At 40.1% G+C, this 24750-nt stretch carries 30 protein-coding genes and 1 tRNA gene; 6 read left to right on the forward strand and 25 right to left on the reverse strand.

Annotated elements, in window-relative coordinates:
- Positions 1-662: 662 nt before the first annotated feature.
- A complete protein-coding gene (locus CSV77_RS03560) occupies positions 663-1574 on the forward strand; it encodes an Abi family protein (protein WP_099672311.1) in 912 nt (303 codons plus the stop codon).
- A gap of 288 nt (positions 1575-1862) precedes the next feature.
- Here CSV77_RS03560 and CSV77_RS03565 read toward each other — a convergent pair whose 3' ends face one another.
- Both CSV77_RS03565 and CSV77_RS03570 read right to left on the reverse strand, forming a co-directional pair.
- On the reverse strand, positions 1863-2090 hold the full coding sequence (locus tag CSV77_RS03565) for a hypothetical protein (RefSeq protein ID WP_099672312.1): 228 nt from the start codon (positions 2088-2090) through the stop codon (positions 1863-1865).
- Positions 2087-2947 carry a ParM/StbA family protein gene (locus CSV77_RS03570; RefSeq protein ID WP_099672313.1) on the reverse strand — a complete coding sequence of 287 codons (861 nt, stop codon included), beginning with the start codon at positions 2945-2947 and terminating at the stop codon, positions 2087-2089. The genes CSV77_RS03565 and CSV77_RS03570 overlap by 4 nt, the downstream gene beginning before the upstream one ends.
- Before the next feature lie 379 nt (positions 2948-3326).
- Here CSV77_RS03570 and CSV77_RS03575 point away from each other — a divergent pair, with 379 nt between their 5' ends.
- Complete coding sequence (locus tag CSV77_RS03575) at positions 3327-3938, forward strand: hypothetical protein (protein ID WP_144034652.1); 612 nt, start codon at positions 3327-3329, stop codon at positions 3936-3938.
- Between the two features lie 147 nt (positions 3939-4085).
- Here the strand turns inward: CSV77_RS03575 and CSV77_RS03580 are convergent, their stop codons facing one another.
- From CSV77_RS03580 to CSV77_RS03665, 18 genes are all read right to left on the reverse strand, one after another.
- Complete coding sequence (locus tag CSV77_RS03580; protein ID WP_158232016.1) at positions 4086-4451, reverse strand: DUF2513 domain-containing protein; 366 nt, start codon at positions 4449-4451, stop codon at positions 4086-4088.
- A gap of 131 nt (positions 4452-4582) precedes the next feature.
- Positions 4583-4774 (reverse strand): hypothetical protein, encoded by a 192-nt coding sequence (locus CSV77_RS03585; RefSeq protein ID WP_099672316.1) that lies wholly within the window; start codon positions 4772-4774, stop codon positions 4583-4585.
- Between the two features lie 77 nt (positions 4775-4851).
- A complete protein-coding gene (locus CSV77_RS03590) occupies positions 4852-5640 on the reverse strand; it encodes a hypothetical protein (protein ID WP_099672317.1) in 789 nt (262 codons plus the stop codon).
- A 364-nt stretch (positions 5641-6004) separates the two neighbouring features.
- Entirely contained in the window at positions 6005-6655 is a 651-nt protein-coding gene (locus CSV77_RS03595) for a hypothetical protein (protein ID WP_099672318.1), read from the reverse strand.
- A gap of 173 nt (positions 6656-6828) precedes the next feature.
- The gene (locus CSV77_RS03600) at positions 6829-7398 is read right to left on the reverse strand and encodes a protein kinase family protein (RefSeq protein ID WP_099672319.1); all 570 of its coding nucleotides are present in this window, start codon (positions 7396-7398) and stop codon (positions 6829-6831) included.
- Positions 7399-7474: 76 nt separating this feature from the next.
- A complete protein-coding gene (locus CSV77_RS03605) occupies positions 7475-7888 on the reverse strand; it encodes a hypothetical protein (RefSeq protein ID WP_099672320.1) in 414 nt (137 codons plus the stop codon).
- On the reverse strand, positions 7888-8433 hold the full coding sequence (locus CSV77_RS03610) for a hypothetical protein (RefSeq protein WP_099672321.1): 546 nt from the start codon (positions 8431-8433) through the stop codon (positions 7888-7890). Before CSV77_RS03610 ends, CSV77_RS03605 begins: the two co-directional genes overlap by 1 nt.
- 2 nt (positions 8434-8435) lie before the next feature.
- Positions 8436-9182, reverse strand: coding sequence for a head maturation protease, ClpP-related (locus CSV77_RS03615; RefSeq protein ID WP_099672322.1), 747 nt, complete (start codon positions 9180-9182; stop codon positions 8436-8438).
- Positions 9179-9397 (reverse strand): hypothetical protein, encoded by a 219-nt coding sequence (locus CSV77_RS03620; protein ID WP_099672323.1) that lies wholly within the window; start codon positions 9395-9397, stop codon positions 9179-9181. The genes CSV77_RS03615 and CSV77_RS03620 overlap by 4 nt, the downstream gene beginning before the upstream one ends.
- 15 nt (positions 9398-9412) lie before the next feature.
- Entirely contained in the window at positions 9413-9763 is a 351-nt protein-coding gene (locus tag CSV77_RS03625) for an RNA polymerase subunit sigma-70 (RefSeq protein WP_144034653.1), read from the reverse strand.
- Positions 9764-9961: 198 nt separating this feature from the next.
- On the reverse strand, positions 9962-10498 hold the full coding sequence (locus CSV77_RS03630; protein WP_099672325.1) for a sigma factor-like helix-turn-helix DNA-binding protein: 537 nt from the start codon (positions 10496-10498) through the stop codon (positions 9962-9964).
- Between the two features lie 12 nt (positions 10499-10510).
- Positions 10511-11140 (reverse strand): hypothetical protein, encoded by a 630-nt coding sequence (locus tag CSV77_RS03635; RefSeq protein WP_099672326.1) that lies wholly within the window; start codon positions 11138-11140, stop codon positions 10511-10513.
- A gap of 58 nt (positions 11141-11198) precedes the next feature.
- On the reverse strand, positions 11199-11438 hold the full coding sequence (locus CSV77_RS03640; protein ID WP_099672327.1) for a hypothetical protein: 240 nt from the start codon (positions 11436-11438) through the stop codon (positions 11199-11201).
- Positions 11439-11727: 289 nt separating this feature from the next.
- Complete coding sequence (locus CSV77_RS03645) at positions 11728-13983, reverse strand: phage/plasmid primase, P4 family (RefSeq protein ID WP_099672328.1); 2256 nt, start codon at positions 13981-13983, stop codon at positions 11728-11730.
- 169 nt (positions 13984-14152) lie between these two features.
- Entirely contained in the window at positions 14153-14485 is a 333-nt protein-coding gene (locus CSV77_RS03650; RefSeq protein ID WP_099672329.1) for a hypothetical protein, read from the reverse strand.
- The gene (locus tag CSV77_RS03655; protein WP_099672330.1) at positions 14469-14720 is read right to left on the reverse strand and encodes a hypothetical protein; all 252 of its coding nucleotides are present in this window, start codon (positions 14718-14720) and stop codon (positions 14469-14471) included. The genes CSV77_RS03650 and CSV77_RS03655 overlap by 17 nt, the downstream gene beginning before the upstream one ends.
- Before the next feature lie 191 nt (positions 14721-14911).
- Positions 14912-15109: a helix-turn-helix domain-containing protein gene (locus CSV77_RS03660; protein WP_233212162.1), complete on the reverse strand. Its 198-nt coding sequence runs from the start codon at positions 15107-15109 to the stop codon at positions 14912-14914.
- Positions 15110-15143: 34 nt separating this feature from the next.
- The gene (locus CSV77_RS03665; RefSeq protein WP_099672331.1) at positions 15144-15395 is read right to left on the reverse strand and encodes a helix-turn-helix domain-containing protein; all 252 of its coding nucleotides are present in this window, start codon (positions 15393-15395) and stop codon (positions 15144-15146) included.
- Between the two features lie 145 nt (positions 15396-15540).
- Here CSV77_RS03665 and CSV77_RS03670 point away from each other — a divergent pair, with 145 nt between their 5' ends.
- Together CSV77_RS03670 and CSV77_RS03675 are read left to right on the forward strand one after the other, a co-directional pair.
- Positions 15541-16161, forward strand: coding sequence for a helix-turn-helix domain-containing protein (locus CSV77_RS03670; protein WP_099672332.1), 621 nt, complete (start codon positions 15541-15543; stop codon positions 16159-16161).
- A gap of 6 nt (positions 16162-16167) precedes the next feature.
- Positions 16168-17346, forward strand: coding sequence for a tyrosine-type recombinase/integrase (locus CSV77_RS03675; protein ID WP_099672333.1), 1179 nt, complete (start codon positions 16168-16170; stop codon positions 17344-17346).
- Between the two features lie 138 nt (positions 17347-17484).
- Here CSV77_RS03675 and CSV77_RS03680 read toward each other — a convergent pair.
- A tRNA-Ala gene (locus CSV77_RS03680) sits at positions 17485-17557 on the reverse strand.
- Positions 17558-17630: 73 nt separating this feature from the next.
- Here CSV77_RS03680 and CSV77_RS03685 point away from each other — a divergent pair.
- Positions 17631-18647, forward strand: a complete 1017-nt coding sequence (locus tag CSV77_RS03685) for a DUF2804 domain-containing protein (RefSeq protein WP_099672334.1) — start codon at positions 17631-17633, stop codon at positions 18645-18647.
- Between the two features lie 107 nt (positions 18648-18754).
- Complete coding sequence (locus CSV77_RS03690; protein ID WP_099632077.1) at positions 18755-19210, forward strand: YusW family protein; 456 nt, start codon at positions 18755-18757, stop codon at positions 19208-19210.
- Between the two features lie 210 nt (positions 19211-19420).
- Here CSV77_RS03690 and CSV77_RS03695 read toward each other — a convergent pair whose 3' ends face one another.
- The 4 genes from CSV77_RS03695 to CSV77_RS03710 all read right to left on the reverse strand — a co-directional run bounded on the left by CSV77_RS03695 (position 19421) and on the right by CSV77_RS03710 (position 24716).
- Positions 19421-19831: a hypothetical protein gene (locus CSV77_RS03695; RefSeq protein WP_099672335.1), complete on the reverse strand. Its 411-nt coding sequence runs from the start codon at positions 19829-19831 to the stop codon at positions 19421-19423.
- A gap of 344 nt (positions 19832-20175) precedes the next feature.
- Positions 20176-21981: an ABC transporter ATP-binding protein gene (locus CSV77_RS03700; protein WP_369802724.1), complete on the reverse strand. Its 1806-nt coding sequence runs from the start codon at positions 21979-21981 to the stop codon at positions 20176-20178.
- A complete protein-coding gene (locus tag CSV77_RS03705; RefSeq protein WP_099672336.1) occupies positions 21978-23696 on the reverse strand; it encodes an ABC transporter ATP-binding protein in 1719 nt (572 codons plus the stop codon). Before CSV77_RS03705 ends, CSV77_RS03700 begins: the two co-directional genes overlap by 4 nt.
- A 72-nt stretch (positions 23697-23768) precedes the next feature.
- A complete protein-coding gene (locus tag CSV77_RS03710) occupies positions 23769-24716 on the reverse strand; it encodes a DMT family transporter (protein WP_099672337.1) in 948 nt (315 codons plus the stop codon).
- Positions 24717-24750 lie beyond the last annotated feature (34 nt).

Below are 24750 nucleotides of genomic sequence, written 5' to 3' on the forward strand. Positions count from 1 at the left end.
TTGGACAAGATCTTATAACGATTACTTTCTATAGTATTCAATATACATTACAGTGAATAATTATACAATAGTAAATAGTTTCATTACGCATGGCGAAGGAGAAGATAGGTTTACTAGTACTGTCTCGAATAAAAAAAACGACAGTCCGTTAGAGATTTCTCTAATGAACTGCCTTCTTTATTTTAATGGAGCATAGGGGGCTCGAACCCCTGACCTTTGCACTGCCAGAGCGTCTGTCTGTATTTTTTGTATAATTTATAGAATGATAAACATTGTCCCATAAGCTTTTGCGAGCGGTATATTGCGTTCCATTATATTCTTTACGATTAAAAAAGCTGGATAGTGTCAACAAACTGTCAACAAAAACTGCTTATCTCCAATGCCCAAACTACAAGGACACCACGCTAAAACACCTCACTGAAACCCATAATTATCATAGTCCTTATAAATTCCCTACTACTAAACACTCTCAATATTCAACATGAACATGAACATGAACAATTATATGTGTGTAAGTTTATAGCTACTAATGCTTCAAGCTTTTTTTGAATGAAAAAGTACTTACAAATCAGTTTAAAAAGAATATAATTAGGGCTACAAAATTTGGAACTTAGCTTTTTCTGTTATAATGGTAAAAAGATAGGAAAGGAGAATGGATAATAATGTCTAGAAAAGACTTACTTACGTATGAAGACTTAATAAAAAAGATGCAAGCTATGGGTATTAGGTTTAATATTGTTAATACAGATGAAGCTATCAATGTAATGAGAAATCACAATTACTTTTTCAAACTTGGATCATTTAGGAAGAACTATGAAAAAAATGATAAAGATAATAGGTATAATATAGAATTCGCTTTTTTATCAGACTTAGCAACATTGGACATGCGAATAAGATATATATTTTTACATATGTGTTTAGATATTGAACACTCCATAAAATGCCGTATTTTAGATGACATAACATACCATACTAATGAGGACGGATATGAAATTATGTTAGATTTTTTTAAAACAGAATACGGGGATAAAGATCGAGTCTTTAGCAATGTGATGTTTGAAAAAGAAGGGGTAAAATCTTTTAAAAAAGGATTCGAGAAATACTATGATGATCCTCCGATTTGGGTGTGCTTAGAGTTAATGAGTTATGGTTCACTTTCTGCATTTGTTGATTTTTATTACGCTAGAAGAGAAGCAAACGTGGAATTCAAAAAAGCGAATCAATATATTCGACTTGTTAAAAACATAAGAAATAAATGTGCTCACAGCGAACCCGTAATTTCCAAGCTTTATCCTAATTATGGTATGACTATCCCCCAGTCCCTCTATGCAAAAGGTCGAGCTATTAATATTACCGTTAAACAAATGAAGATAAAAACAATAATGGATATGCTGGCTTTATTTGAATTACATAAAGCTTATTGTAGCGAAGGCATAATTAACAGTCGCAAAGTCAGTTTACAAGAGTTTTTAGAAAGAAGCAAAAGAAACCTTAAGTATTATGACAAATCCACTTCAGTGAGTATTTTTTTTAATGCATTAAGGAAAATGGTTGCAAACCATAACAGGTTATAATACAATACAAATAAGGAAAGAAACCATTGTTGGTTTCGCAAAGAGACTGTTCTTTGATTGCAATAAAACTAAGCGCGCTAATCTTTAAATAGGTTAGCGCCCTTTTTTTATCTATTTTTTGTTATACATGCTTATCTACTGCAGCGAGTACATATGAAGTTAAAATGAACCTGCTCAAAATTGAGCACATCTTTTTGACAGACCAATTTTGGACAGTGAGATTCATTCTCTAAGCGTCTACCAATATGACGGCTTAAATTTGAGCTGTGAGTCCCTCTTTGTCAAAAATTATAAGAACCCACTCATATCGTCCGAATCATTAGCCACCTGAACATTTACAGGAGCGACTTCTGCAAGCTTTACATCCACACGCTGACCACCTCGCATATCATCATCAATCAACCGTTTAACATATTTACTAAAACTACCCCGCTCTGCTCTTTCGGCATACTCCAACAATCGACTATCGTACTCACTCACCAAACTAAAACTAATCGTCTTTACTTTTCGAGTCATCCAAACGCACCCTTTGCGAGTTGATAAAATCCGATTGCATTGGCAAACACCGGACTAGATATGGTGATGTGATTGCCCTCTTGTAGCGTCGGCTGCAACAATTCCGCGTTACCATAATGCTGTTGGATATAAGGTAACATATCCTTTGCGATCCCACCGCACACCAAGACGTCATCCGCACGATCCCACTTTAATTTAGTCGTGTTACGGATGACTCCACGGGCCACGCTTGCCAAGTCCTCTTTATTGTTTACTGTCTCCATCCCGAAATTAAATGTATCAGACGCGTTGTTGATGTATTTTTTATTGTTGATCGTAGCCGCATTGACCGTCCCGCTTCCTATATCAATAATACGAGTTACACCGCTAACAGGCGCGCTCCAAAACGCCCCGGAACCTTCCGCGCCAACAGCAACCTCTACTATATTAAAGACTACACTCTCGCCATTGACGGTAAAGCTGTGTTGTCCTGTAAGCATATCCTGTATGCGTTGTTTATCTGCACTCTTGTGGGAGATGATAGGCTGACCCGTTACCAGGCTAACATCCGTTATATCAATGCCGTACTTTTTACCGTAACGATAGATGGCCAACAGTACGCGGATCTTCGTGTCTTCGTGAGCCTTCGTATCACCGAACATCGAACCGCCCCCAAATTCATCTTCGTAGACTGCAATAGAGCCCGCAAATCCTTTACGCCCATCTATATCAAATTCCATATCATCATCACCGTGAGCTTCCACAATATCACGTTCAAACCAATCGCAAATCGCAGTACGGTATGAATCTGTTCCATATGGACCCGCAACCTTAGCTTTGTGGTTACCTGCATCAATGCCTAAGATTAATTTACTCAATATAAAAACCTCCTCGTGTATTACGCATGTAATAAATCTGGACGTTTGTAGTACACCGGTAATACATCCAGGTGCTTTGTATTGCGCTTGTAATGCATTATACGTCCGTAAGGTATAAAATATTCCTAATCAGTCCACACTCTATTCAAGGAGGGATAAACATGACTAAAAAAGATACGACTAAAATTGCAGAAGCGATCATTAAGAATGCGGAAAAGTACAGCATCCCCTTGAAAAAGAGACCAAAGCCTAAAAAGTAAGCATACCTCTCCCCTACCCCGACATATGCTCTAATATCCCTGGTACGGTAGAACAGCGTACATGGGTTAACTATCACAAATGAAAGGATGAGCGCATGAGTAGGGTAGGGAATAGGAAGGTGCGGAACGATAAGAAAAAGGATATCAAACCAACTGTCTCCCCCGAACTTCGAGATTGCATCTACCGACTAGCCTTTATAACAGATACGCCTATTAAAGATGTAGTAGAAGAAATATTGATAGCTGGATCTCAACGAAAGAAACCTCTGAATCATTTGGCGCAACACTTTTTGCGAGATGTAAGGATCAGCAATTCTCTTTATATGGGGGATAACAACCGCACACCAGTAGCTAAGCGCGCTGCGAGTGGTAAAGGTATTAGAATATCCACACGGGTTACACAAGGCATGTACAATGATTTAGAGGGTATCGCCTATGCTATGGGTTGTTCCGTTTCTCGTGTCTGTGCGTTATTATTGGATGCAACAGTTCGCGATGCGGATTTTATCAATGAATTTGCGAAGAAGTATATAGAAGAAAATGTGGACGAAAAACGTATGAAGGAACTAAAAAAGGTTCTCAAATATATAAATGCTGGCAATCCATATGACGAACACATGTCATGGGCTGCTATCCTCTCTTATCTTGTGGATGAGGTGAAAGTAGGTGCGGAAAAATTGCAAGATACCGTACAGGATTTTGTTATTAATAGATGGGATAAAGAGGAGTAGTTATCTACTCCTTTTAGTCCACCCCATACCCAAAAGTACACACCCACAATTGCGCAACTACCTTCTGTATGTTCCTATAATTCAAAATGTACTCATGAGCAAATAAAAAAGAACGCCTGTGTGGACGTTCTAACAATAATTAAGCTTTTATAAATCTATTCCAAGTATGTTGTTAGTTTGCATTTTTAAATAAGCTTTCATAACGTCAATGGGCAAACTGAATAACTCTATACCTTTAGCCTTTGCAACCTCTTTAGTTTTATTTAGAATAGTATCATTCTCCACTAACTCCAGAAAGTCATTTCCTTCCCAGGTTAATTTTGGACAATATTTTAAGCCGTAGCCTCCGGATATGTCGAGTAAATCATAATCAACTAGATTTGCATCCCTTAGTAACTCTAATTGGTACAGATAAAACTTGTCATCCATATCTCGTAATTGAAAAGATGACTTGAAGTAACCTTTCGAAAAACCTTCTAAAAGATCAATACAAAAATCCATATCTCTTCTCATAAGGTTTGCCTCCTCTCTATCTACCATTATTCGACAGATGAAGAAGACTTCCTCCTCTTCAAACTAAGTCTATTTACCTAAAAATATAATCTTACATAAAAAAAAGGATCTGCATCCCCTCTATTGTTTTATTAGATTCTAATACCTTTCATGTATGCAGCTGTGGAAGTTCTATCATAATTCATAGCATCCACAATGTCATAGACGCCTTCACCTACGAGTTTGCCATCCAGGAATAAATCTGTACTCTTCTGCAGCAATTTCATAAGCAACGAATTTTGTTCTGACATCATTTGGTTTCGTTGCAAAAAGGTATACAACATGTTTTCAAAGACTCCTCCACAATGGATAAGGTCACTTTTAGTGAAAAACTATTTCAGAGAAGTCAATAGCTATATCATTACAAGAATTTATTTCTACTAGACAATAACTCTTGTTTAATTTCGTTATATTCTTTGCCCAGTGTGAGTAATACCGAAATTGTCTGCTCTACTTTCACTATTTTCCTCAAATCTTCGGTTGGAAACGAGTCTCTCAAAGGTTCATTTTTCCCAAGCTCGAATAATTCTTTTAACTGCTTTGCGCTCATATCAAAAATGATGTTGTAAACAAGATTGGTGAATTGCGCATACTCAAAACCTTTGGTAGTTGTTCCTAGATAAAACTCTTGTATAGCATCCGTAAGTTGTCTTCTTTCGCGTTTGCCAATTTCTCGTTCTACAGCCCACTGTCTTTGTGCTAAATCAGATACTTCTTCTACATTTAGCAAGTAATTTCTAACGGATCTTGCTACTTCTGATTCAGTTAATAACATTCCTAACCTTAAGAGTCCTCTTCGGTTGAGTAACGTTAATGCGTTTACTCCTTTAAACAGAAGTTCATCTTGAACCTCTGCCTTAAACACACTTAAAGCAGCTCCTTTTAAGACTCTAATTTCTCCGTAATCATTAAATTCTCTTCGATTTCTTTTAATAATACTCCTAATTGTTTCAACGGGTACATCGTAATAATTAGCAGCCATTTCAGTAGTGATTTCTATAGTATTTGGTAAAGTGGGTAAAACTTTAACCTTCTCCAAAATCTCATCCCTGTATACATGTTGGTCCCTCATGGTGCGACTTTCAATAAGAACCAATTCATTTTCTTCTGTCAGACCTGCTTCTAATTGTTTATTTGTAACCTTCGCCATTAAAACTCCTCCTTTTCTATAAATCAAATATACCTAGAAAATAGTAAATTTGAAACATTTCGACAAAAGTAGTGAAATTTCGCAAATAAAAGCGGCATCGTCCGATAATGCTGCTGATCCACCCCTAAACAACCTTTCACAACGTCTTTTCAAGCGCTCTATCTTCCCAATGAACAAATCCATATTAACTACTCGCTTACTACGTCTAATTTTGCTTATAGGTTTAGATCTCCTCCCAATTCGTCATGTCGAATCACCACTCACTCCCTTATTTTCGGGCATAGAAAAAGCATCCCTCAAAAGAGATGCTGTAATCAGATGTTGTCCTCCGGTTGGCCAGGGAGGACTAATAATGAATTTTTAACTACCTTTTTTTCAATTTCTGAAAGCTAAAGAAGTCGGAATGCCTATAATTAATTAAGTTGATCCAAAAAAATTTATAAAACCTTTTTTGATAACGTTCTATATAGTTTTTATTCTGTTGCCTTTTGAACATAAATTTCAATCTTTCCAAGGAGCGTGTTGTAAATTCAATTGATAAATGCTCATTGGTTGAGAAGTGCGAACTTCCATTGTAGTCGGTTTGAAATAAATAAATGGCATCGTTACTTTTCCAATAAGGAAGAACAAACTCTTCTTCGATACGATTTCTTCCCGAGTATATGGTTTTGATTTTAACATTTAAAAGGTCATTGTTTGTCCTATTATGAACTATCATAAATGTACAAAACCTATCTCTTTTACCTGCTTCGTTTTTGAATTGCGCACCATTTTTCCCGAATAAAACTAAACCATCACCATGGGTATCTATACTTTCCTGTTTGATCGGAAAGTACATTTCATGTTCACCGTACTCAAAGTAAGCTCTGTTATCGAAGTTAATTTTCTTCTTATCCCGAATTACTGTAAAAATAGAAGTTAGCATAAATGTTATTATAGCGGTTATCAAACTAGTAACCCCTACTAAAATAGGAATTATCGTTTTAAAACTCTCATTTGAAAGTAGTTCATTCAAAACTATTCCCCTTCTTCCCACCGCATCCGTCAGACATTGTCCTGGCGCGTCAAATTTTTATACTTTTCATACCCTTGTGATTACAAACCTCAAATATTATCACAGTTCCTATCTATAGGTTGCTAATAGTTCTATTATATCAACCTCCATACCTTATTTGTCATAAATCTTTTTTACAATGTCAGCGTCTTTCCACCCCCCCCCCAAAGAACACCTTTAATTTCTAAAACCCATCTCCCATGTTCTATCAGCTCACTTATCTCATTCTTACAATCATATTCTCCACGCTGCGTAAACCCACCCACATCCACAATCCAGAAATCACCGTCTTGATCAATCATCACATTATCCCGACCCAGATCATGAATCACAAAATCATACTCATTAAACACCTTAGAAAACTCCTGTACATCCTCACAAAACTTCTCATAATCGAACTGGATTTCAAACCAGGGAATCCACGGCCGGAAAAATAGATCGCTCCCTTGGATACGCTGCATGATGTACCATTTCCCATGCTCACAATAATCGTATACTTTCGGGATGAATGGACGGCCTGCCAGTTCTTCCAAAATGATACCGTGATTCTGAAAATGATAACCCGTGCTTACTTTGAGAACCATTTCATTATCAATCACATACACTCTATATTCCGCGCCCCAGCCGATCAGCTTTAATTGTGAAGGGTAGAACACACCGTACTTAGTCGTTATCCCTTCTTCTCCCGTGATTGCTCCATGCATGTGCATACCACCCCTTTCTATTCACCCAGAAAGAAAGCAGCCCGTTTGCAGGCTGCTCATTGTATGATTTTTATATTTAGAGAACTTCTTTTGTAATTGTCAATTCAAAGTCATCGAGTGTAATCTTTTCTCCTTTATATTGCTGATACATGCGGTGCAGAATATGCCGCTTGGCTTCTTCCAGACGCTCTTCTTCTGTTTCATGTTCACATTGATAATGGAGAATAAACGGAATTTGTAAATGTTCTGTACGGTCAAATTTCTTCCGATTCTCTTCATTGATTTTGAGTGCATCTGGGTTAGCTTGGAATACTTGTTCCTGTAACTTGGTACGTTTAGCTGGTGGCGCTTCATAAGGATTGAAAAACCGCTCTGCTGCCTCATTGGTGGCTTTGAATTTTCCGGTATACCTAATACACGGTGTACTTGCTTCTTGCATGGCAATACGCTTCTGGTATGTGTTTAATCGTTCAGCTTTTGTCACTAGCATTATTGAATGCCCCCTTTGATTTTTAACATCTGTACAGCTCGTGCAGACGCAGGTAACTGTATTGGTTGGTGTAATCGTTCCAACTTCGCTCCCACACCATTTGGCAAGTGATACTGTAATCGACTAGCTTGTTGCGCTTTCTGTTCAATTTGAATCATTTCCATAATGATCGGCTGTGCTTTTTTCACATACTCGGTCATTAATGATTGTAGTTGCTTGTCTAGTTGCTGTAATTGCTTGGACTGTTCTTTCACATCCTCGTTGTAATCAAACACAGCTTTCTGGGCTTCTACTGCATCCATGGGTTTGCCACCGTAACCATACTCTTTCTGCTCCCTACGAGCATCTGCAACCGTCCACTCTAATTCATCAATATTTAGTAGAATCGAATCACGATCCCAGCGATCTACTGCATCCTTTAAACTGTCCTTTGCTACACGCAATCGGCTTTCCAGTGTGTGGATGCTTGTTTTCTTTTTCATCTGTTCGCGATCTGCAATTGCTTGCATTGTACGCACGAATGGAGCTTCTTTCGCTTTTGCCATATTTAGTTCCCTGCTTTCTTAAATTTAGTTAATAGATTGGTTGGCTTAGAGCTTGCTTTCATATTCTGCAAAACAGTTCCGCGGTTTGCATCCTTTTGGAATTTACTCAATACACTTGCTTGATTTTGTGGCCGCTTACCAATATGACTAGCTGCAAACTTCTGCAATATCGTTTTGGTATAATCGTCTATCGCATCGGCTACCACAGCTTGTTGGATAGCTTGATTTGCCACATCCTCCGCACCTGTAACTGTCACCGTGAAGTATTCAGCGGCTTCATCACCAGTAAGCCATGTTTCAGGATGAAGCATTGTTTTAATAGCCTCTTCTGAAATGCCAGTCTGTGCATTTGCCATATAAACTGATAGGAGAGTTTTTTCCATTGTTTCCAGATTGCTAATTATTTGTTGAAAATCAATTTTGTTTCCCATCGCCATTACTATTGGTAAATGAACCATTAGAACAGCATTTTCCGGCATAACGACTTTATCGGCCGCAAACGGAATCACACTGGAGATTGAACAAGCGAAACCATCAATATAACTTGTTGTCGGTCCTTTATGTGCTTTCAAGATGTTATAAATAGCAAGCCCAGCACTCACATGGCCACCGTATGAATTAATGTGAATGTCTAATGGCTCGTATGGGTTCAACTCTTCCAGGAAGGCTTTCACTTCTGTCGGGGTTACATCTGTGTCATAATACTTTTCTTCTGAAATAGAGCCATAAATATTTAGTGTTGCGTTCATTGGTCCACGTCCTTTTCTGCATTTCGCTGTTTATTTTCTTCCACTTGTCTTGTAACACGATCTAACAAGAATTGTTCTCCCGATGTGGGCTTGTCCTTCCACACTCCTGTTTGTTCAAATTCCTTAGTGACACCCACATGATAAGCTGCTGCAATTCGTTTCAAGTCTTCTTCTGTTAAATCTTTTGCGGCTGTACCTAATTTTTGTCTACTCATCTTATTCACCTCCAATTAGTAATCATCTACTGGATCTTCGTGTAGCATAGCCGCCTTGATATTTAGCTGTTGTAGAATTTTCATCATCTGCGTATTGACGCGGATCAGTTCCGAAATCGAATCATTCTTTTTATGGCCGGACTGCTTTTCACCGTTTTTCCATTTCACCATAACACCGCGTTTTTGCACGTCCTGGATCAGCCCGCTTTTTATATCCCAGAAAGCCATATAATCATCCACAAGATTCAGGAAGTAGGGGCCATCGTTCTGCTGTTCCCTTAATTGACCCAGCAAACCCTGCTGAATGGCCGCTCGTAAATCACCGTCTGACTGTTGTACCTCTTCTTTATTCCCAGCATTCCCCATCACTTGCACCCCCCTCCCCTTATGTACGAGAATCGAATAAATATAAAGAGTCATGACCCCTCCTCGTTGAATGGTTTCCCGAAAATTTTTCAAAAGTTTTGATGGGGGCGGGTTATTTTCCCCGCAGGTTCGTCCACACTGCGTACAGCAAGAGAATTGGTATGGTTACAAAGAATGTAAGCAAGATACCGATCTTGATTAACAATTAACATCGATCCTTTCCTCTTCTTTCTTTATGACGCTTTCCATTTTGATGATCTTATTTATAATGTGGCGCGGAATTCTGTTGATACTTCCACAGTTTTTGCATTCGAGTTCATGATTGTCGCGCTGCAGTGTTTGTATATTTCTAGTCACCTGATCTATGTCTATTTCTTTACGCTCTTTCTTTACAGGATTCTTTAAGCACCTTTTAAAGTTTGCATGTGCAACGGAGAGCGCACTGCGGCTTAGATTCAGTTCATCGGCCACTTCCTGCAGCGTGTAGCCCTCAATGTATTTCAAATAAATAACCCTGGTGAAACCTATCCTGCTATTCTTCATCATTGATTTTAATTTCTCTAAGTCTGCTTGTTGGAAACTCTTTTCTCTTGCAGCTGCCTGCCTTCTTTCCTGACTGCTTGTCTCGTCCTTCTCAATGCCTTCCAGTCGCTCAATATAGTCCATGATTTGATAAGCGACTTTAATCATATCCTGATGCATTTCAGGGCTTACCATTTTGTAAGTCATTTGCATTGTAGACATACCTCATTCCGCGAACAGCTGCCGCATTTTATTTTTTCTTTTATTTCTCTTTTCCATATCTGGTTTAGGAATGATGCGCTGATCATCCGCGGAACTCATTCGATCTCTCATGGCTTCTCTGCGCCATTCCTCATCATCATCTTCTTCATAGTATTGATTCAGCAGTTGCAGGTTGTTCACTATGGACTGGCGTAACTGCTCATAGTCAACCTTGCGGGACCATTCAAAGTAGCTGGTAAACATGCGCTTGTCCTCCACACTCAACTGCCCGCAAACCTCATTGAAGCGATGATACTGCTGGCGTGCCTTCCGGATCTTTCGTTCATACATGTCCTTCTCTTCAATGATCAGAAGGGCGACCATATCCGTCCTTTTCGGTAAGAAGTAATCTTCTTCATACATGGATACGCCATAACTAAACTCATACAGTTGTTCAAAGTGTTCTTCTTTCTCAGTCTCCATTCGATCAGCCAAACTTTTTCCCTGGGCATCCTTCCACAGGTTATAGCTGACCTCCCGCACCCGCCGTTCAACCTCGGCTGTCTCTTCGTCCATGTCTACGTCATAACATGTGCCGGCTGTCGCCAGAGTGAATTGTTCGTAATACTGATCTATCATGCTCGGCTGTTCCATGTGTAGCACCTCCCTGAATGGTCCTGTCTATTCTTGTTGCCGAATACGCGGCTGATACCTAATTCAGTTCAATGCCATACTTTTCAGCTAACCGGATATTCTCCGCATTCTCTCGATCTATGACTAGCCTGTAAGTAGGTGGAGCCATAAAATTAATGCAATGGCCAACTCTGTAACCTTCTTCTGCTGCATGAATGTGCTTATCCCCACATATAACGCATTTCTCCACCACGGAATATAGCTCGGTAGGTTTTGCGTAAGCCGTTTCTTTGAGTGTTACGATGTTTTGTTTTGTCATTTTATTTACTCCTCCTTTTATTGCTTTATTGCTCTTTTATTGCCGAGTAAGCAATAAAGCAAAAACCTTGATGCCACCATGTTTATACCTATAATTCTTATACTTATTGCTTTATTGCTAATAATATTAGATTATATAAAAAGGGGTATGTAGATGCCGTTTACCCCTATATAAATAGAAGTTAAGATATTTCCGGCAATACGGCAATATAGCAATAAAACATCCGCGATCCGTTGATACTAATAGCTTTCTGTTGTTGCTAAGAATATTGCTGCTAATTGCTATATTGCTATTTGTTACCTTTGGACTTGAAACCTTTCACTGTCTTCCAGGCACCGCTTTCCTGTACCGATTTATCTTTCCATTCCATACTGTAACGAGTGCAAACTACTTCCTTGAATTTTTTTGTGTCCATGGGAGGAACGCGGTTTTCTCTGCACCAATCCTCATAATCTTTTATCGCTCTCGTACCCCGTACATCGTTAAAATACTGTTCATTGAACTCATGGAAGAAGTCAGCAGCTGGATCATTATGTTCTGCAAATGCAGTCGCGGCCTCACGCACTTTATCATTTGGTGTTAATTTATCGGCTGACGGATTACTCATCATGCGCTTCAATGTATCGACAGCTATCTTCAAAACGTACTCACTAGCCGAATCACTTGATATTAATCTCATACTTTCTTCATCCGGTAAGCAATCCACATCCAACGAAAAGTTATGATCGAATGGAATAATGTTCAATCGACGATTTATAGCATTACCACTCTCATTCAGATTAGGGAAATGATTACTTGCTATGATCATCGTTGTGCTTAATCGGACTGTTTCAGAATCCCGCCCCTTGCGTTCAATCTCCGCATATCCACCTGTGACAATAGTCTTTAATAGGCCGCTGTCTTCAATGAGTGATTCCGGATTATCGTCCACAATATTCGCAAGCTTTCCGTAAATGGAAGATCCAGCGAACGTACTACTGGCTAATTTCTGTGGAGTAACCGCTGAAATGCTTCCACCATCTTTATTGAATGTCTGATGTATTAAATTCAAAACAGATGATTTCCCATTGTGCGCGCTACGTCCTAGCAAATAGTGTATTTTCGGGACCAATACACCTGGATAAAGTACGCAAGCAAATATCTCTTTAATATTTTCAATACTTGCCGCATGACCTCTGGTTACTTTATTTAATGTAGAATCAACAAAAGAATCGTAAGCGACAGGATTATAGTTGACTCCTATTTTTTGAAGTATAAATATATCTGAATTGAACGGCTCGAGTTCAAATGTATTAAAGTTCAAAATGCCATTTTTTAACGCAATATAATTTTCATTCAATTTACTAACTACTGGAGACATATCCTGAATGTAATTGTGGGTTTCTTTGACTTGACCATTTTTAAGCTCATCATCAAACTTCCGAATTATGCCGTTAATTTGTCGGCCTGATCTATCTTGCTCATATATCCCTTTTTTCGGATTGAAGTAATACAAATCACTATGAGGACTTGGATAACGGACAATGCTATATTCTTTCATTACTTCTTTCGCTAATACCTGATGAAGAAAGGAGCGTGTACTATTATCGTTAGTACGCCACCAAGGACGTTTAATTTCACCTTCACCACCTTGTGGAGGACTAAATGTATTAGCACATTCAGAAACAGCTTTCATGATTTGTTCATTTCCGTAGGTTGTCCCGTTTTGCGGTCTATCCCATTTATCACGCATTAAAGAGGATTTCCGGTAAATGCTGTCAATCATTTGAATATCGCAATTACACCAGAAAGCCAAATCATTTAGGAATCCTAAATCTGCATCGGAATAATCACTCTGGTATTGAGGTTCCCAGCCACCAAATAAAAAACTTTTGAACCTATCGCCTGTAGCTGGATTCTTACAAGCTATCTTGATGATTTCTTCTTCTGATAAAGCGGCACGGCCAAAGTTATCATTTTGCTGAATCGTAGATACTTGAGCTTTTTCACGTTTTAGAACCTTATCCAGAAATACATTCAATTCTTCTCCACCTGGATTGATAGGCAAAGCGTTTAAACTTTCGCCCGTGATCGTCAAAAATCTTGAAGAATCGTATATTTCATAACCCGTTTCAGCGTTTTTATTTTTATGTCGCTCACGGTCCAATTTGTGACGGAACCAGACATGTATACCTTTCCCAGAAGGCGATGTTTCAGCGTATGACATACTTACTATTTCTTCTGCCAACGGGTCCAATTCATCCACAGATTGAAGATCATCTATATCTACACATACAAAATCATCTTGCTGTGTCAAAACGAATCCTACGCCTTCATAATTATTATTTTCTTCATATATTTTCAAAACCTGTTCAAAGTTGCCCCAGGTTGAACTATCTGTGGAACTGGCTCTTCTACCGTTTAATTGATACGGTATTTTGTCGAATTGTTTTCTCTGTTCATTCCATTCAGCGCGCCATAAAACAAACTGTGGAAGTTTCTTTAATTCATCAGGAATGTTTTCAGCGGCCACTAATAATATTTCTTCTTTTTCAACTAACGCCATTTTTCACAACTCCTTTCTGTGACTTCTCCTCATCCTTTTATCTATCTAATTTAGAATCACAGCACGAAAGGAAAAGTCATTAGAAAGTTTTTCCTTGCTTAAAAACATATTGCTGATCTATACTGTTACTTATAGAGATACTTCTTGCGCCTTATTCCGTTGCCCGGAATTAGGCTTTTTTTGTTTGTTTAACTGCCGCGATCTGCTGCTTTGACTCTTCTGGTTGCCCCAGACATTCGTTAACTAACAAATCAGTAGTTTCATCTAGGTTGGTAAAACCCTTCTGGTATTCATTACATGCATGTGTTGAAAGTGTTTGAAGCACTCTTAACTTTCGTTGAATCTTATCCCAGTGGATCATTGCGTTTTCTCTTTTTACATTGCTCGCTTCATGAGACAAATCAGCAATCTCGCACAACATATCTTTAAGTAATTCCCCATGTATTGAAAATCCGCCACGCACTTCATCTAGCTCTAGCACTGCATCACTTAGTTTTGTCATTATTTTTCCCCCTATTAGAATCACTTATATTTTGTTGTTCAGCGTTTAAATCTTTCAGTGTATACCCCATGAGCGTAATAAGAGTGGAAAGCTTTGCTCTCGCTTCATAGTGACGTTGCTTTGAATCAACAGACATAGATGCAGCGGTAAAATCCTCTAACACGTCCCCTAAGAGCATGTGGACTCCCTCCATCGTCTCAAGATGTATTGCTAACTTGTCGATATTCTCTTCCATTTGTTTGATCTCCCTTCATTTCTTCAATTTATTTTGAATCTAGCCTGGTTTCCTTTTATAGAGTAATTGCTAGAATAAAAGTGATAACCGTCAAGCTACCGTAAAATATATTAATTGCCAGCGTGTTCGCTTCTGGTGAATCAGTTCCAGTTAGCACGTTTGCGAAATCTTTCACTGTGGATCACCCCTTCCTATTGCTCAATTTCCGACATCCAGCGGTCGAGACTATCTTTTTTGAATAGAAGCCGCTGTCCTAATCTGATATTCGGTATGGATTTTTCACGCGCTAACTTGTAAATCATATCCAGTGAAACTCCCAGATAAGTAGCTGTTTCCTGCGCTGTTAGTGTGGATCGTTTGATAGGTTCAATGTTTAATTTACTTGTCATACCTGCTCACCTCTTTTTATAGTTTTCTCATGCATTATAAAACTGCAGTAGCCTCATTTGGTAAGTCATCAACCACTTTTATTAAAAAAAGATCAAGCACTTCTTCATCTAATCCCTTTGCGATTTTCGATGCTACCGTAGCTGAAGGTTTTTTGTGTTCATTCAATATTTGAGATAAATATGAATGTGATATACCGATTTTTCCAGAAAAACTCCTTATTCCATAACCTTTTGTCGCTATTTTCAATTTCACTATATCTGATTTCCTGATTGTTACTTCAACCACATTCACCACCACCTTACAGAAATTTTATTCACTTTCTAATTCCTATTCTACAAACAAATATGGTTGATGTCAACCACCATCTACCAAAATTGTTTGACCATTTACCATTCAGTGAGTAAAATAGAGAAAATGGAGGGATGACGCAATGGAAGAAAGTACATTCGGTGAAGTTATAAAGGTCGCCAGAACTGAAAAGAAGTTATCACTGAGAGAGTTGGCCAGACGCATTGACGTGTCGCACCCCTATCTATCACAATTAGAAAATGGCCACAACAATAATCCTTCTGCTGAAATTATTTATAAATTGGCTGATAGTTTAGGTATATCTTTTGCATATTTATTATCATTAACAGAGCGTGATCCGGGATACAGCGACTTGTTTCATTCTGAAACCTACTCTTTACTAAAGTTTCTGGGGTGGGAAGATCTGCGAACCATTGTTAATTTTTCTGACTCTGAATTCGAAGAATGGATTAAGGAAATGGGTTTAGATAATAATACGGAGAGTACGGATAATATTAGGTTTGTGATTAACAAATTATATCAATTAGAAGATAAAGCTAAAAACATAACTCATGCGCAATCTTTTGTTGAACAGAGAAAAAACGAGATTGAGCTTGGAGAAAAAAGTGGTATCCCATTGAAAGCCGCGCTTCTAATCGGCACGAAGGGACTTCCGTTAGTTGTAAATAACTACATCCTCACTGATGAGGATAAAACCAAGTTGTTAAAAATTGCCGAAATCATGTTTGGCGAACAGGAGTGATCCACCATGTCCGGAAGCATACAGGATAGAAAGAACGGTTCTTACTTGCTTACCTATAGTATGGGGTTCAACGCGCAAGGAAAGCGTAAGAGGAAGACCAGGACAGTCAAAGCGAAGAATATGACGGAAGCGAAAAAGAAATTAGCTGCATTCGTTACGGAAATTGAAGGTGGCAACTATATAGATCCTACTAATATGAGTTTCGGGGCATTTGCGCATGATTGGTTTGAAAAGAGCGCAAAACGTAACCTCTCACCTTCCACGCTTTCTAGTTATGAGAATACTTTGAAACGGCACATACTCCCCAACTTTGCCGATATGAAAATGGACAGTATTAAACCTATACACGTAACCGATTATTTGATTAGTCTTGAAACGACTCGACTGGATGGCAAGAAGAAAGTGGGTCTCGCTCCTGCTACCATTAAGAAACATCACGACTTATTAAGTAACATCTTTCAATTCGCTATCAAGAATGGATCCATCAAGACTAATCCAGTTACAAATTCAGAAAAGCCCACACAGAAGAAAACAGAAACTGCAGTGTACACTACAGAAGAAGTCCGGCAACTGTTCGCTATGCTCGATGATGAAGGTGTCAAGCACAGTCTTATGATTCGTTTAGCCATCGAAACAGGCATGAGACGCGGTGAGATCCTCGGTTTACAGTGGAATGATATAGACTTTGAATCATACAAGATCCATATAAACCATTCGCTTAGTTATACAAAGGAATCTGGGTACACCTTAGGAAGTACAAAGAACAAGAAAAGGCGCGTGGTCATTGGCTCAAAAGGATTGATGAACAGACTTGCCGAATTCTACAAAGTAAGAAGAATGGACAAGCTACAAGCGTCTGAACTGTGGGAAGGTGGACAGCACTTCTATGTCTTTTCAGATTGGAACGGAAAGCCATTGCATCCAGATACACCATCCAGATGGTGGCTTAGGTTCTTGAATCGTAGTGGTTTTAAAAAGATACGCTTTCACGATCTACGCCACACAGCCGCTACCCTATTAATTAACCAAGGTGTACACGCTAAAATTATTTCAGAGCGCTTGGGCCATTCTAATATCTCCATAACAATGGATGTATATGGCCACTACCTGGAAGAAGCTAATCAACTAGCCGCGAATGTCTTTGATGATCTATTTGAAAGCCCTACGCAACAACGCCATATTTAGTGGCGTTTTTATTTTTCTTGAAAAGTGTCAACAGATTGTCAACAAAAAGTCTGTGTCAACAAAAAAACACCCTCCGTTGACGGAAGGCGTTCTCTCACAAACACTGATATGAAGGCATTTACAGAACCTTTTCTACTATGGAGCATAGGGGGATCGAACCCCTGACCTTTGCACTGCCAGCGCAACGCTCTCCCAGCTGAGCTAATGCCCCTCATATCTGATACAATATAGAGTATATCAATTGTTCGTTTAAAAGACAATAGGCAAGAAAGGTGGTTAATGGTATGCAGCATGAAGAAAGAGAGTTATCTGAAATTGTTTCTCTGTGTGACTCCAAGGGGCTTCTGAATCCTGAATCAATAGGATACGCACGCAGCCCTTTAGTGAGGAGCAATTTAAGAGGACAGTTCATGAAGAAGAAGCGCTGGAACAATTGGTGCATCTATGGGGAGGATATTTTATTAACCGCCTCGATCGTACACCTGGATCATAAAGTGACTTGTCTAATTTACATACTAAACTATGAAACACAGCGATTCTACGAAAAACATGTAACCCTTCCTTTTGGAAGACGTATTAAAATGCCTGAAGAGGCACTCGATAGTATCAAGTTCGTACATGACGATATGACGGTTCAATTCGTTCATATGCAAGGCGAAACGCATTTGTCCATTCTCATTCCTGATTTTGACAATGAAGTGTTGCATGCAGATTTACATATTATTCATCCCGAGAAAGATGAATCATTAAATGTAGTCATTCCGAAAAGTCGAGACTCATTCCATTTCACTTCCAAACATTCGATTATGCCGACCGGCGGATATGTACGTTTTGGTGATCGACGTTTTGATTTCAATCCCTATTACAGTTTTGCCATTTGCGATTATGGGCGCGGTGTATGGAATGCCAGAACGAATTGGGACTGGGCGATGGCTTCCCAGCGGACAAGCGGCAAACGGATCGGCTTAAATTTCGGCGGTAGTTGGACGGATGGTACGGGGTTGACGGAAAATGCCGTCTTCGTAGAAGGTACGATGCATAAATTTCATGAAGATGTAGTATTCGAAAGTGATAAAGAAGACCCGAAAAGCGCATGGAAAATCCACACAAAGTTTTCGAATGATATCCAGTTGACGTTTAAACCATTTTTCCAATGCCCAACGCTTGATGACTATATTGTACGGAAGATGTCGATTAATCAATATGTCGGCTATTATCATGGAAAGGTTCGACTACCAAGCGGACAAGTTTTACCGATTCGACAAATGCTCGGTTCGATCATGGAGCGAAAGTATCATTAATTGGGCTTCTTCCTATTCTCCTGTCTACAAATAGAACATTTTTTGTTTAAGGTAGTCGTTTTAAGGTGATAATACAAGTAGTATACACTTTAGAAAGGGTGGCGCTTATGTCGTTCATGCGAATGTTATCTATTGCAGGAGTTTCATCTATTCTACTTCTCGGAGGTTGCGCGTCAAAAGACGAGGCACCAAACAATGACGATGCAGTCAGCATTGAAGACGAGAGTAACGGCAGTACCATTAACACGGGTGACGGTTATGGTTTCACGGATTTCGATTTAACAATCAAGAAAGACAATAAGAAAATCGAGACGGATTATGAAGATGTAAAGCCTGACGATGCAGAGTACGTCAACGAGTTCCAGGACGTGAATCTGGAAGGCAATGAGGCCATTGACGATATGCATAAAATGTTTATGGAAATTTTGATTGATAGCGGGACTACTAAAGAAGAAGCAATCGATCGCATTTTACAGTGGTATGGACTCGATACGTATGATGAGTTCAAGTTGGATGTACAGTTTGCAGATGATAAGACCCTTCATATTGATGAGAAGAAGTAATAACGCGGAATAGGCTAATTATCCGATTATGTCATCCATTCTGTTCACCGGTGCAAAATGAAGCATGAAACAGACCGCTAATTTGTTTATGAATTAGCGGCCTTTTACATGCTTTTTTTTATTGTTTTAACGTAAATAATAAGTAATTCATACAAACTCCACTACTAATTGACAGTTGTGGTTGGAATCCGTTCATTTTAAAACAAATCATTACTCCTTTACACTATCCAACAAGATAAAGCCAAATACCACACCAGCTATTGTTTGAATGGTTAAACTTCCCGAGTAAATAATTTCCGGTACAAATGGAAGAATACTCTCTCCGGCTGGTGTAAATAGTAATACATACATAGATAATACACAAAGAGATGGCAACCCAATCGCCATGAATTTAGCCCAATCAAAGGTCCATTGTCTATTCTCTTTAATTTCATTTATAAGTTTTGGCAACCTGAACAGTATTCCAATACCAATAGGAAATATGGATGAAAACAAAACAAATGATAGTACTTCAAAGTTTTTCATATATTCTTGTTTCAACAGGAACTGATATTTTGCACCTGAATAAATAATGATCCCTATAACCATTGTCCATCCGAAGTAATAAAAAAACCTTCTCATAAGAATGCCCCCTTTTACAAAACGACTCTTCTTCTATTTAGCTCATTTCTTGAACAATCACCGTTCTACTATTTATACGTCCATAACGTGTGAAAGAGTTCATCTTTTCGAAGACCTTGAATTCAAGTAACTCTGTATAGACCTTCACATTCCACTCTCTCATTTACTCTACTAAAAAGTATATATAATAGATAAAAAAGCATCGCTACATGCAATGCTCGTTCACGGTGTAATTATTCAACTCCATAGATCAACACATACGTACGTTTTTGACATCCATTCTTCGGAACAGAAAAAAGACACAAGTTTTCGGGAGTGAAGGCCGGTGATCAACAGCCCTTCACTTACCCATCATGATTCAACATTCCATAAAACACGCCTTTACGGTCCAGCAGTTCTTCATGGCTGCCCGATTCGAGTAGCTCACCGCCTGCCAGTACGAAGATTTTGTCTGCTTGCTTGATCGTGTTCAGACGATGCGCGATGACGAAGCTTGTTCGACCTTCCATAAGACGTTCCAACGCATCCTGTATTGCGAGCTCTGTCACTGTATCAATGCTGCTAGTCGCTTCGTCAAGCAATAGCAGGGTCGGATCGGCCACTAGCGCACGGGCGATGGATAGCAGTTGTTTTTGCCCTTGTGATATCTCTTCGCCGCCTGCCGTCAGCACCGTATCATAGCCCATCGATAACTTGTTGATGAAGCTATGGGCGTTGGCTTTTTTAGCGGCTTCTTCGACTTCCCCGTCCGTTGCGTCAAGTCGTCCGTAGCGAATGTTTTCGCGCACGGTCGCTTCGAATAGGAATGGATCTTGCAAAACGAAAGCCATTTGGCTACGCACAGTTTGGCGCGGCAGTTCATCGATTGGGATACCGTCGAGCAAAATTTGGCCGCTGTCTACTTCGTAAAAACGTGACAGCAATTGCATGATCGTCGTCTTCCCTGCTCCTGTTGCTCCAACGAAGGCCGCCGTCTCACCTGACCGAACATGGAAACTAAGGTTCTTGATAATTGCTTCTTCTTCATAACCAAATGTTACATTGCGAAACTCGACATCGCCATGTAATGTTTCGATCTGTGCCGTTGCTTCGTCTTTTTCAACAGGCTCGTCCATAATGGCAAACACTCGCTCTGCACCCGCGATGGCGGAGAGTACAGTGTTAAATTGATTAGCCAAGTCATTTAGAGGACGCGTAAATTGCCGTGCGTACTCACTGAAGATGACAATGGTTCCAACCGTTACGCCACCATACCCTGTCACCGCCAGCAGTCCGCCTACCCCCGCAACAATCGCAAACGACAGATTATTCAGCGTGTTCATCACTTTTGGAATGAAACCTGAATACGTCTGCGCCCAGAAACCTGTTGTACGTAGACGTTCGCTTTTTTGTGCGAACTCTCCCATGACATTCTGTTCTTGCGAGAATGCTTTGACGACTCGTTGACCTGAAATCGTTTCTTCAATCATGCCGTTTAATTCACCGATTGCACGTTGTTGTTCTTTAAATAAAATACCCGTACGCCGAGTGATCCAGCGCATCGCAATGAACATTAAAGGAACGATGATCATCGTCAGCAACGTCAATAACGGACTGAGATAAAGCATGATGGATACCGTACCGATAAGTGTCAGCACGCTTGAAAATACTTGGATCAATGAGGAATTCAACGTCTGGCTGACATTCTCGATATCATTCGTCACGCGGCTCATTAATTCACCGTGCTGGCGTTTATCAAAGAAACGGATGGGCAGCTTCTGTAGATGGCCGAATAATTGCGTGCGCAGACGATAGACTGTCTGTTGCGCGATTCCGACCATCCAGTAGTTTTGGAAATACGTAGACAATGAGAAGCCCACATACACGAGCAGTAAAAAACCAATCTGCATACTGAGCCCATCCACTTTTTTCGGAATGATGAAGTGGTCAATAATGTTTCCGATCATTAAGGGACCGATTAGCGCTAGGGCTGAACTGATTAAAACAAGTACCAACACGGTGATCAGTAAACCTCGTTGCCGATCAACTAAGCGCCAAATACGTGCGAGCACGGACTTCCAGTTACCCGCTTTCTGAACTTTTTTACGTTGTACTTTTGATAAATCTGCTTTCTGGATAATAGGTTCATAGCCAAATGGTTTTCGCATCATGCCACTCCCCCACTCTGTTGCGATTCCGCAATTTCTCGATAGAAGCTAGACGATTGAAGTAGCTCTTCATGCGTACCATAGCCTACGATCTTGCCTTCTGATAATAATAAAATTGCATCAGCAATTTTAGCAGTTTGAATTTTTTGCGTGACAATCAGCATCGTCGTATCTTCTTCCCGCAATGCGTCCCATAATGACGACTCCGTTTTAACGTCGAGCGCACTGGTGCTATCATCCAAAATCAGTAAGGATGGTTTACGAATCAATGCGCGCGCAATCGACAAGCGCTGTTTCTGACCACCAGATAAATTCACACCGCGCTGGCCGACACGTGTTTCATAGCCATCTTTAAAGTCCATGACAGACGAATGAATTTGTGCTTTTTTAGCGGCCTCTTCGATTTCGTCGGCAATGGCATTCGGTTTACCCCATGACAGATTATCAACGATCGAACCAGTAAAGAGCATCGATTGTTGCGGCACATAACCGATCAAATTCCGTAACGTATCGAGTGGCCAGTCTGCGATGTTTTTTCCATCAATCCACACCGTACCTTTCGTCACTGTGAACATGCGCGGGAGTAGTTGCATCATGGTGGATTTACCGGAACCGGTCGCGCCCATGACGACGAGTTTCTCACCCGCCGCAACTTCAAACGATACATCTTTGAGTACGTCTTCAGTCGTTCCTGGATAACGGAAAGAAACGTGTTCAAAACGAACAGAAACTGCTCCTTGGTGGCGATTGTCAGCTATCTCTAACTTTTCGACATCAGCATCCGCAACTAGCAGTTCTTCCATTCGATCGGAAGACGCTTTTGCGCGAGAGAAGATGACAATTAAAAAAGAAAACATTGAGAAGGCACTTGTCATGCGCATCGTGTAGTTGACGATCGCCACGATATCCCCGACAGGCATATCTGAATTGCGGACTTCATCTGCACCGAACCAAAGTACCGCCATGAAGCTGACATTCATTATAAACAATAACACTGGCAGTATTAATTCCATTAAGCGCATCGCATGTACACTATCTTTTTTTAGTGCACTTGCCGCTTTGGAAAAACGGTTCGTTTCAAAAGCACCTCGTAAATAGGCTTTAATGAGACGAACCGCTTGCAAGTTTTCTTGTACGAGATGATTGACACCGTCTAAACGGCGCTGGACTAATCCAAATAAACGGACTCCTTTGCGCGCCATGACCACGAGGAATACCGCTAGGAACGGTGCACCAATCAGTAGAAACACCGCAAGTTTCGGACTGACGACGAATGCCATGATTAGACTACCGATCACCATCAATGGCGCACGTGCCATAATTCGTAGTCCCATGAAAAGGGCGTTTTGGACGAGTGTCACGTCACTTGTCAAACGTGTAATGAGACTCGACGTCGGAAAGCGCAAAAATGCTGCAAGTGAAAACGTTTGGACACGCTGAAATAATGCTTGCCTAAGATCATAACCAAAACTTTGTGCAGCATGTGCAGCGAAATAGGAATTGACGACGCCCGAAAAGAACGCCACGAAGGCAAGTCCCATCATGACACTCCCCCAGATCAAAACCGTGTTCAAATCCTCTTTCATAATTCCTTCATCTATAATTCTACCGATCAGCAATGGCTGGATTAATTCGACTGATAGTTCAAGTAACATGAGTAAAATGGCGATGAACATTGGCCATTTATAAGGTAGTGCATAGCGGAAAACCGTTTTCATCTGATTCACCCTTTACGTGCCGTCATTGCCTTCATTATGTCATATAGGAATATGGCGTGTACAGGCGTAAAGCTACACCTCGCTATGATCGTACTCTTGGATGGATTCTGGGAACGGAGCGTTTTTCTCCTTGCGATTCCCCCCGATCGATAACCAGATAACTCCCGCAAGCATGATGGCCGCACCACTTAGTTGCCAGACCCCCATCGTCTGACCGAGCCATAACACAGAGATCATCATCGCGGTGAGCGGTTCGAAACTGGAAAGGACGCTCGTTTCAACGGGTGAAATATACGTCATGCTTTGCAAAAACATGATGAATGCCAGTGTTCCCATTATGATGACAAGTAGCAACATACCCATTGACGGACCGTCGAGCAAATCCCCAAGGTTCATGAAGAACATCGGCAAGTTAAGGATGAATAAAGTAATGCCGCCAATGAACATTCCCCAGCCGACAACAAGTAACACACCCCACTCCGCCATAAGAACTACGGGATATAATGTGTAAAAAGTAAAGGCAAATCCCACAATTACTCCCCAGACAATCGCTGTTGTATCTAATGAAATGCTTGAGAATGAACCATTGGTCAAAAGCAAGAACAAGCCGAATAACGCCACGACCATACCGACTACTTGACTACCTGGTGGAAAGGACTTCTGTAGGATGGATAGTAGAATGATAATATAGACCGGCGCAACGAACTGGAATAATGTCGCAACTACCGCGTCACTATATGCAATGGTTTGGACGAATCCGAACTGGACCCCAAGCATTCCGATAATGCCAAACATCACCATTTTGCGCAACCACAACTTCTGTCTCATAGGACGACCAACTTGTATGCCTTTTGCTTTTAATAACGCTAGTACTACAGCACCTGCAATGGTCAAACGTAGGATTAACATCATAGAAACCGACATCTCACTATAGTCCAAAATCCACTCCATCATAGGTCCAGTAGCGCCCCATAACATTGAACCTACAATGATCATCACAATTCCTTTTAATCGCAACATGGTCCATCACCCCTTTCTAAATTGTTGTTTTTTA

The sequence above is a fragment of the Sporosarcina sp. P16b genome, assembly GCF_002743065.1.
In the GTDB taxonomy this organism is placed as follows: Bacteria; Bacillota; Bacilli; order Bacillales_A; family Planococcaceae; genus Sporosarcina.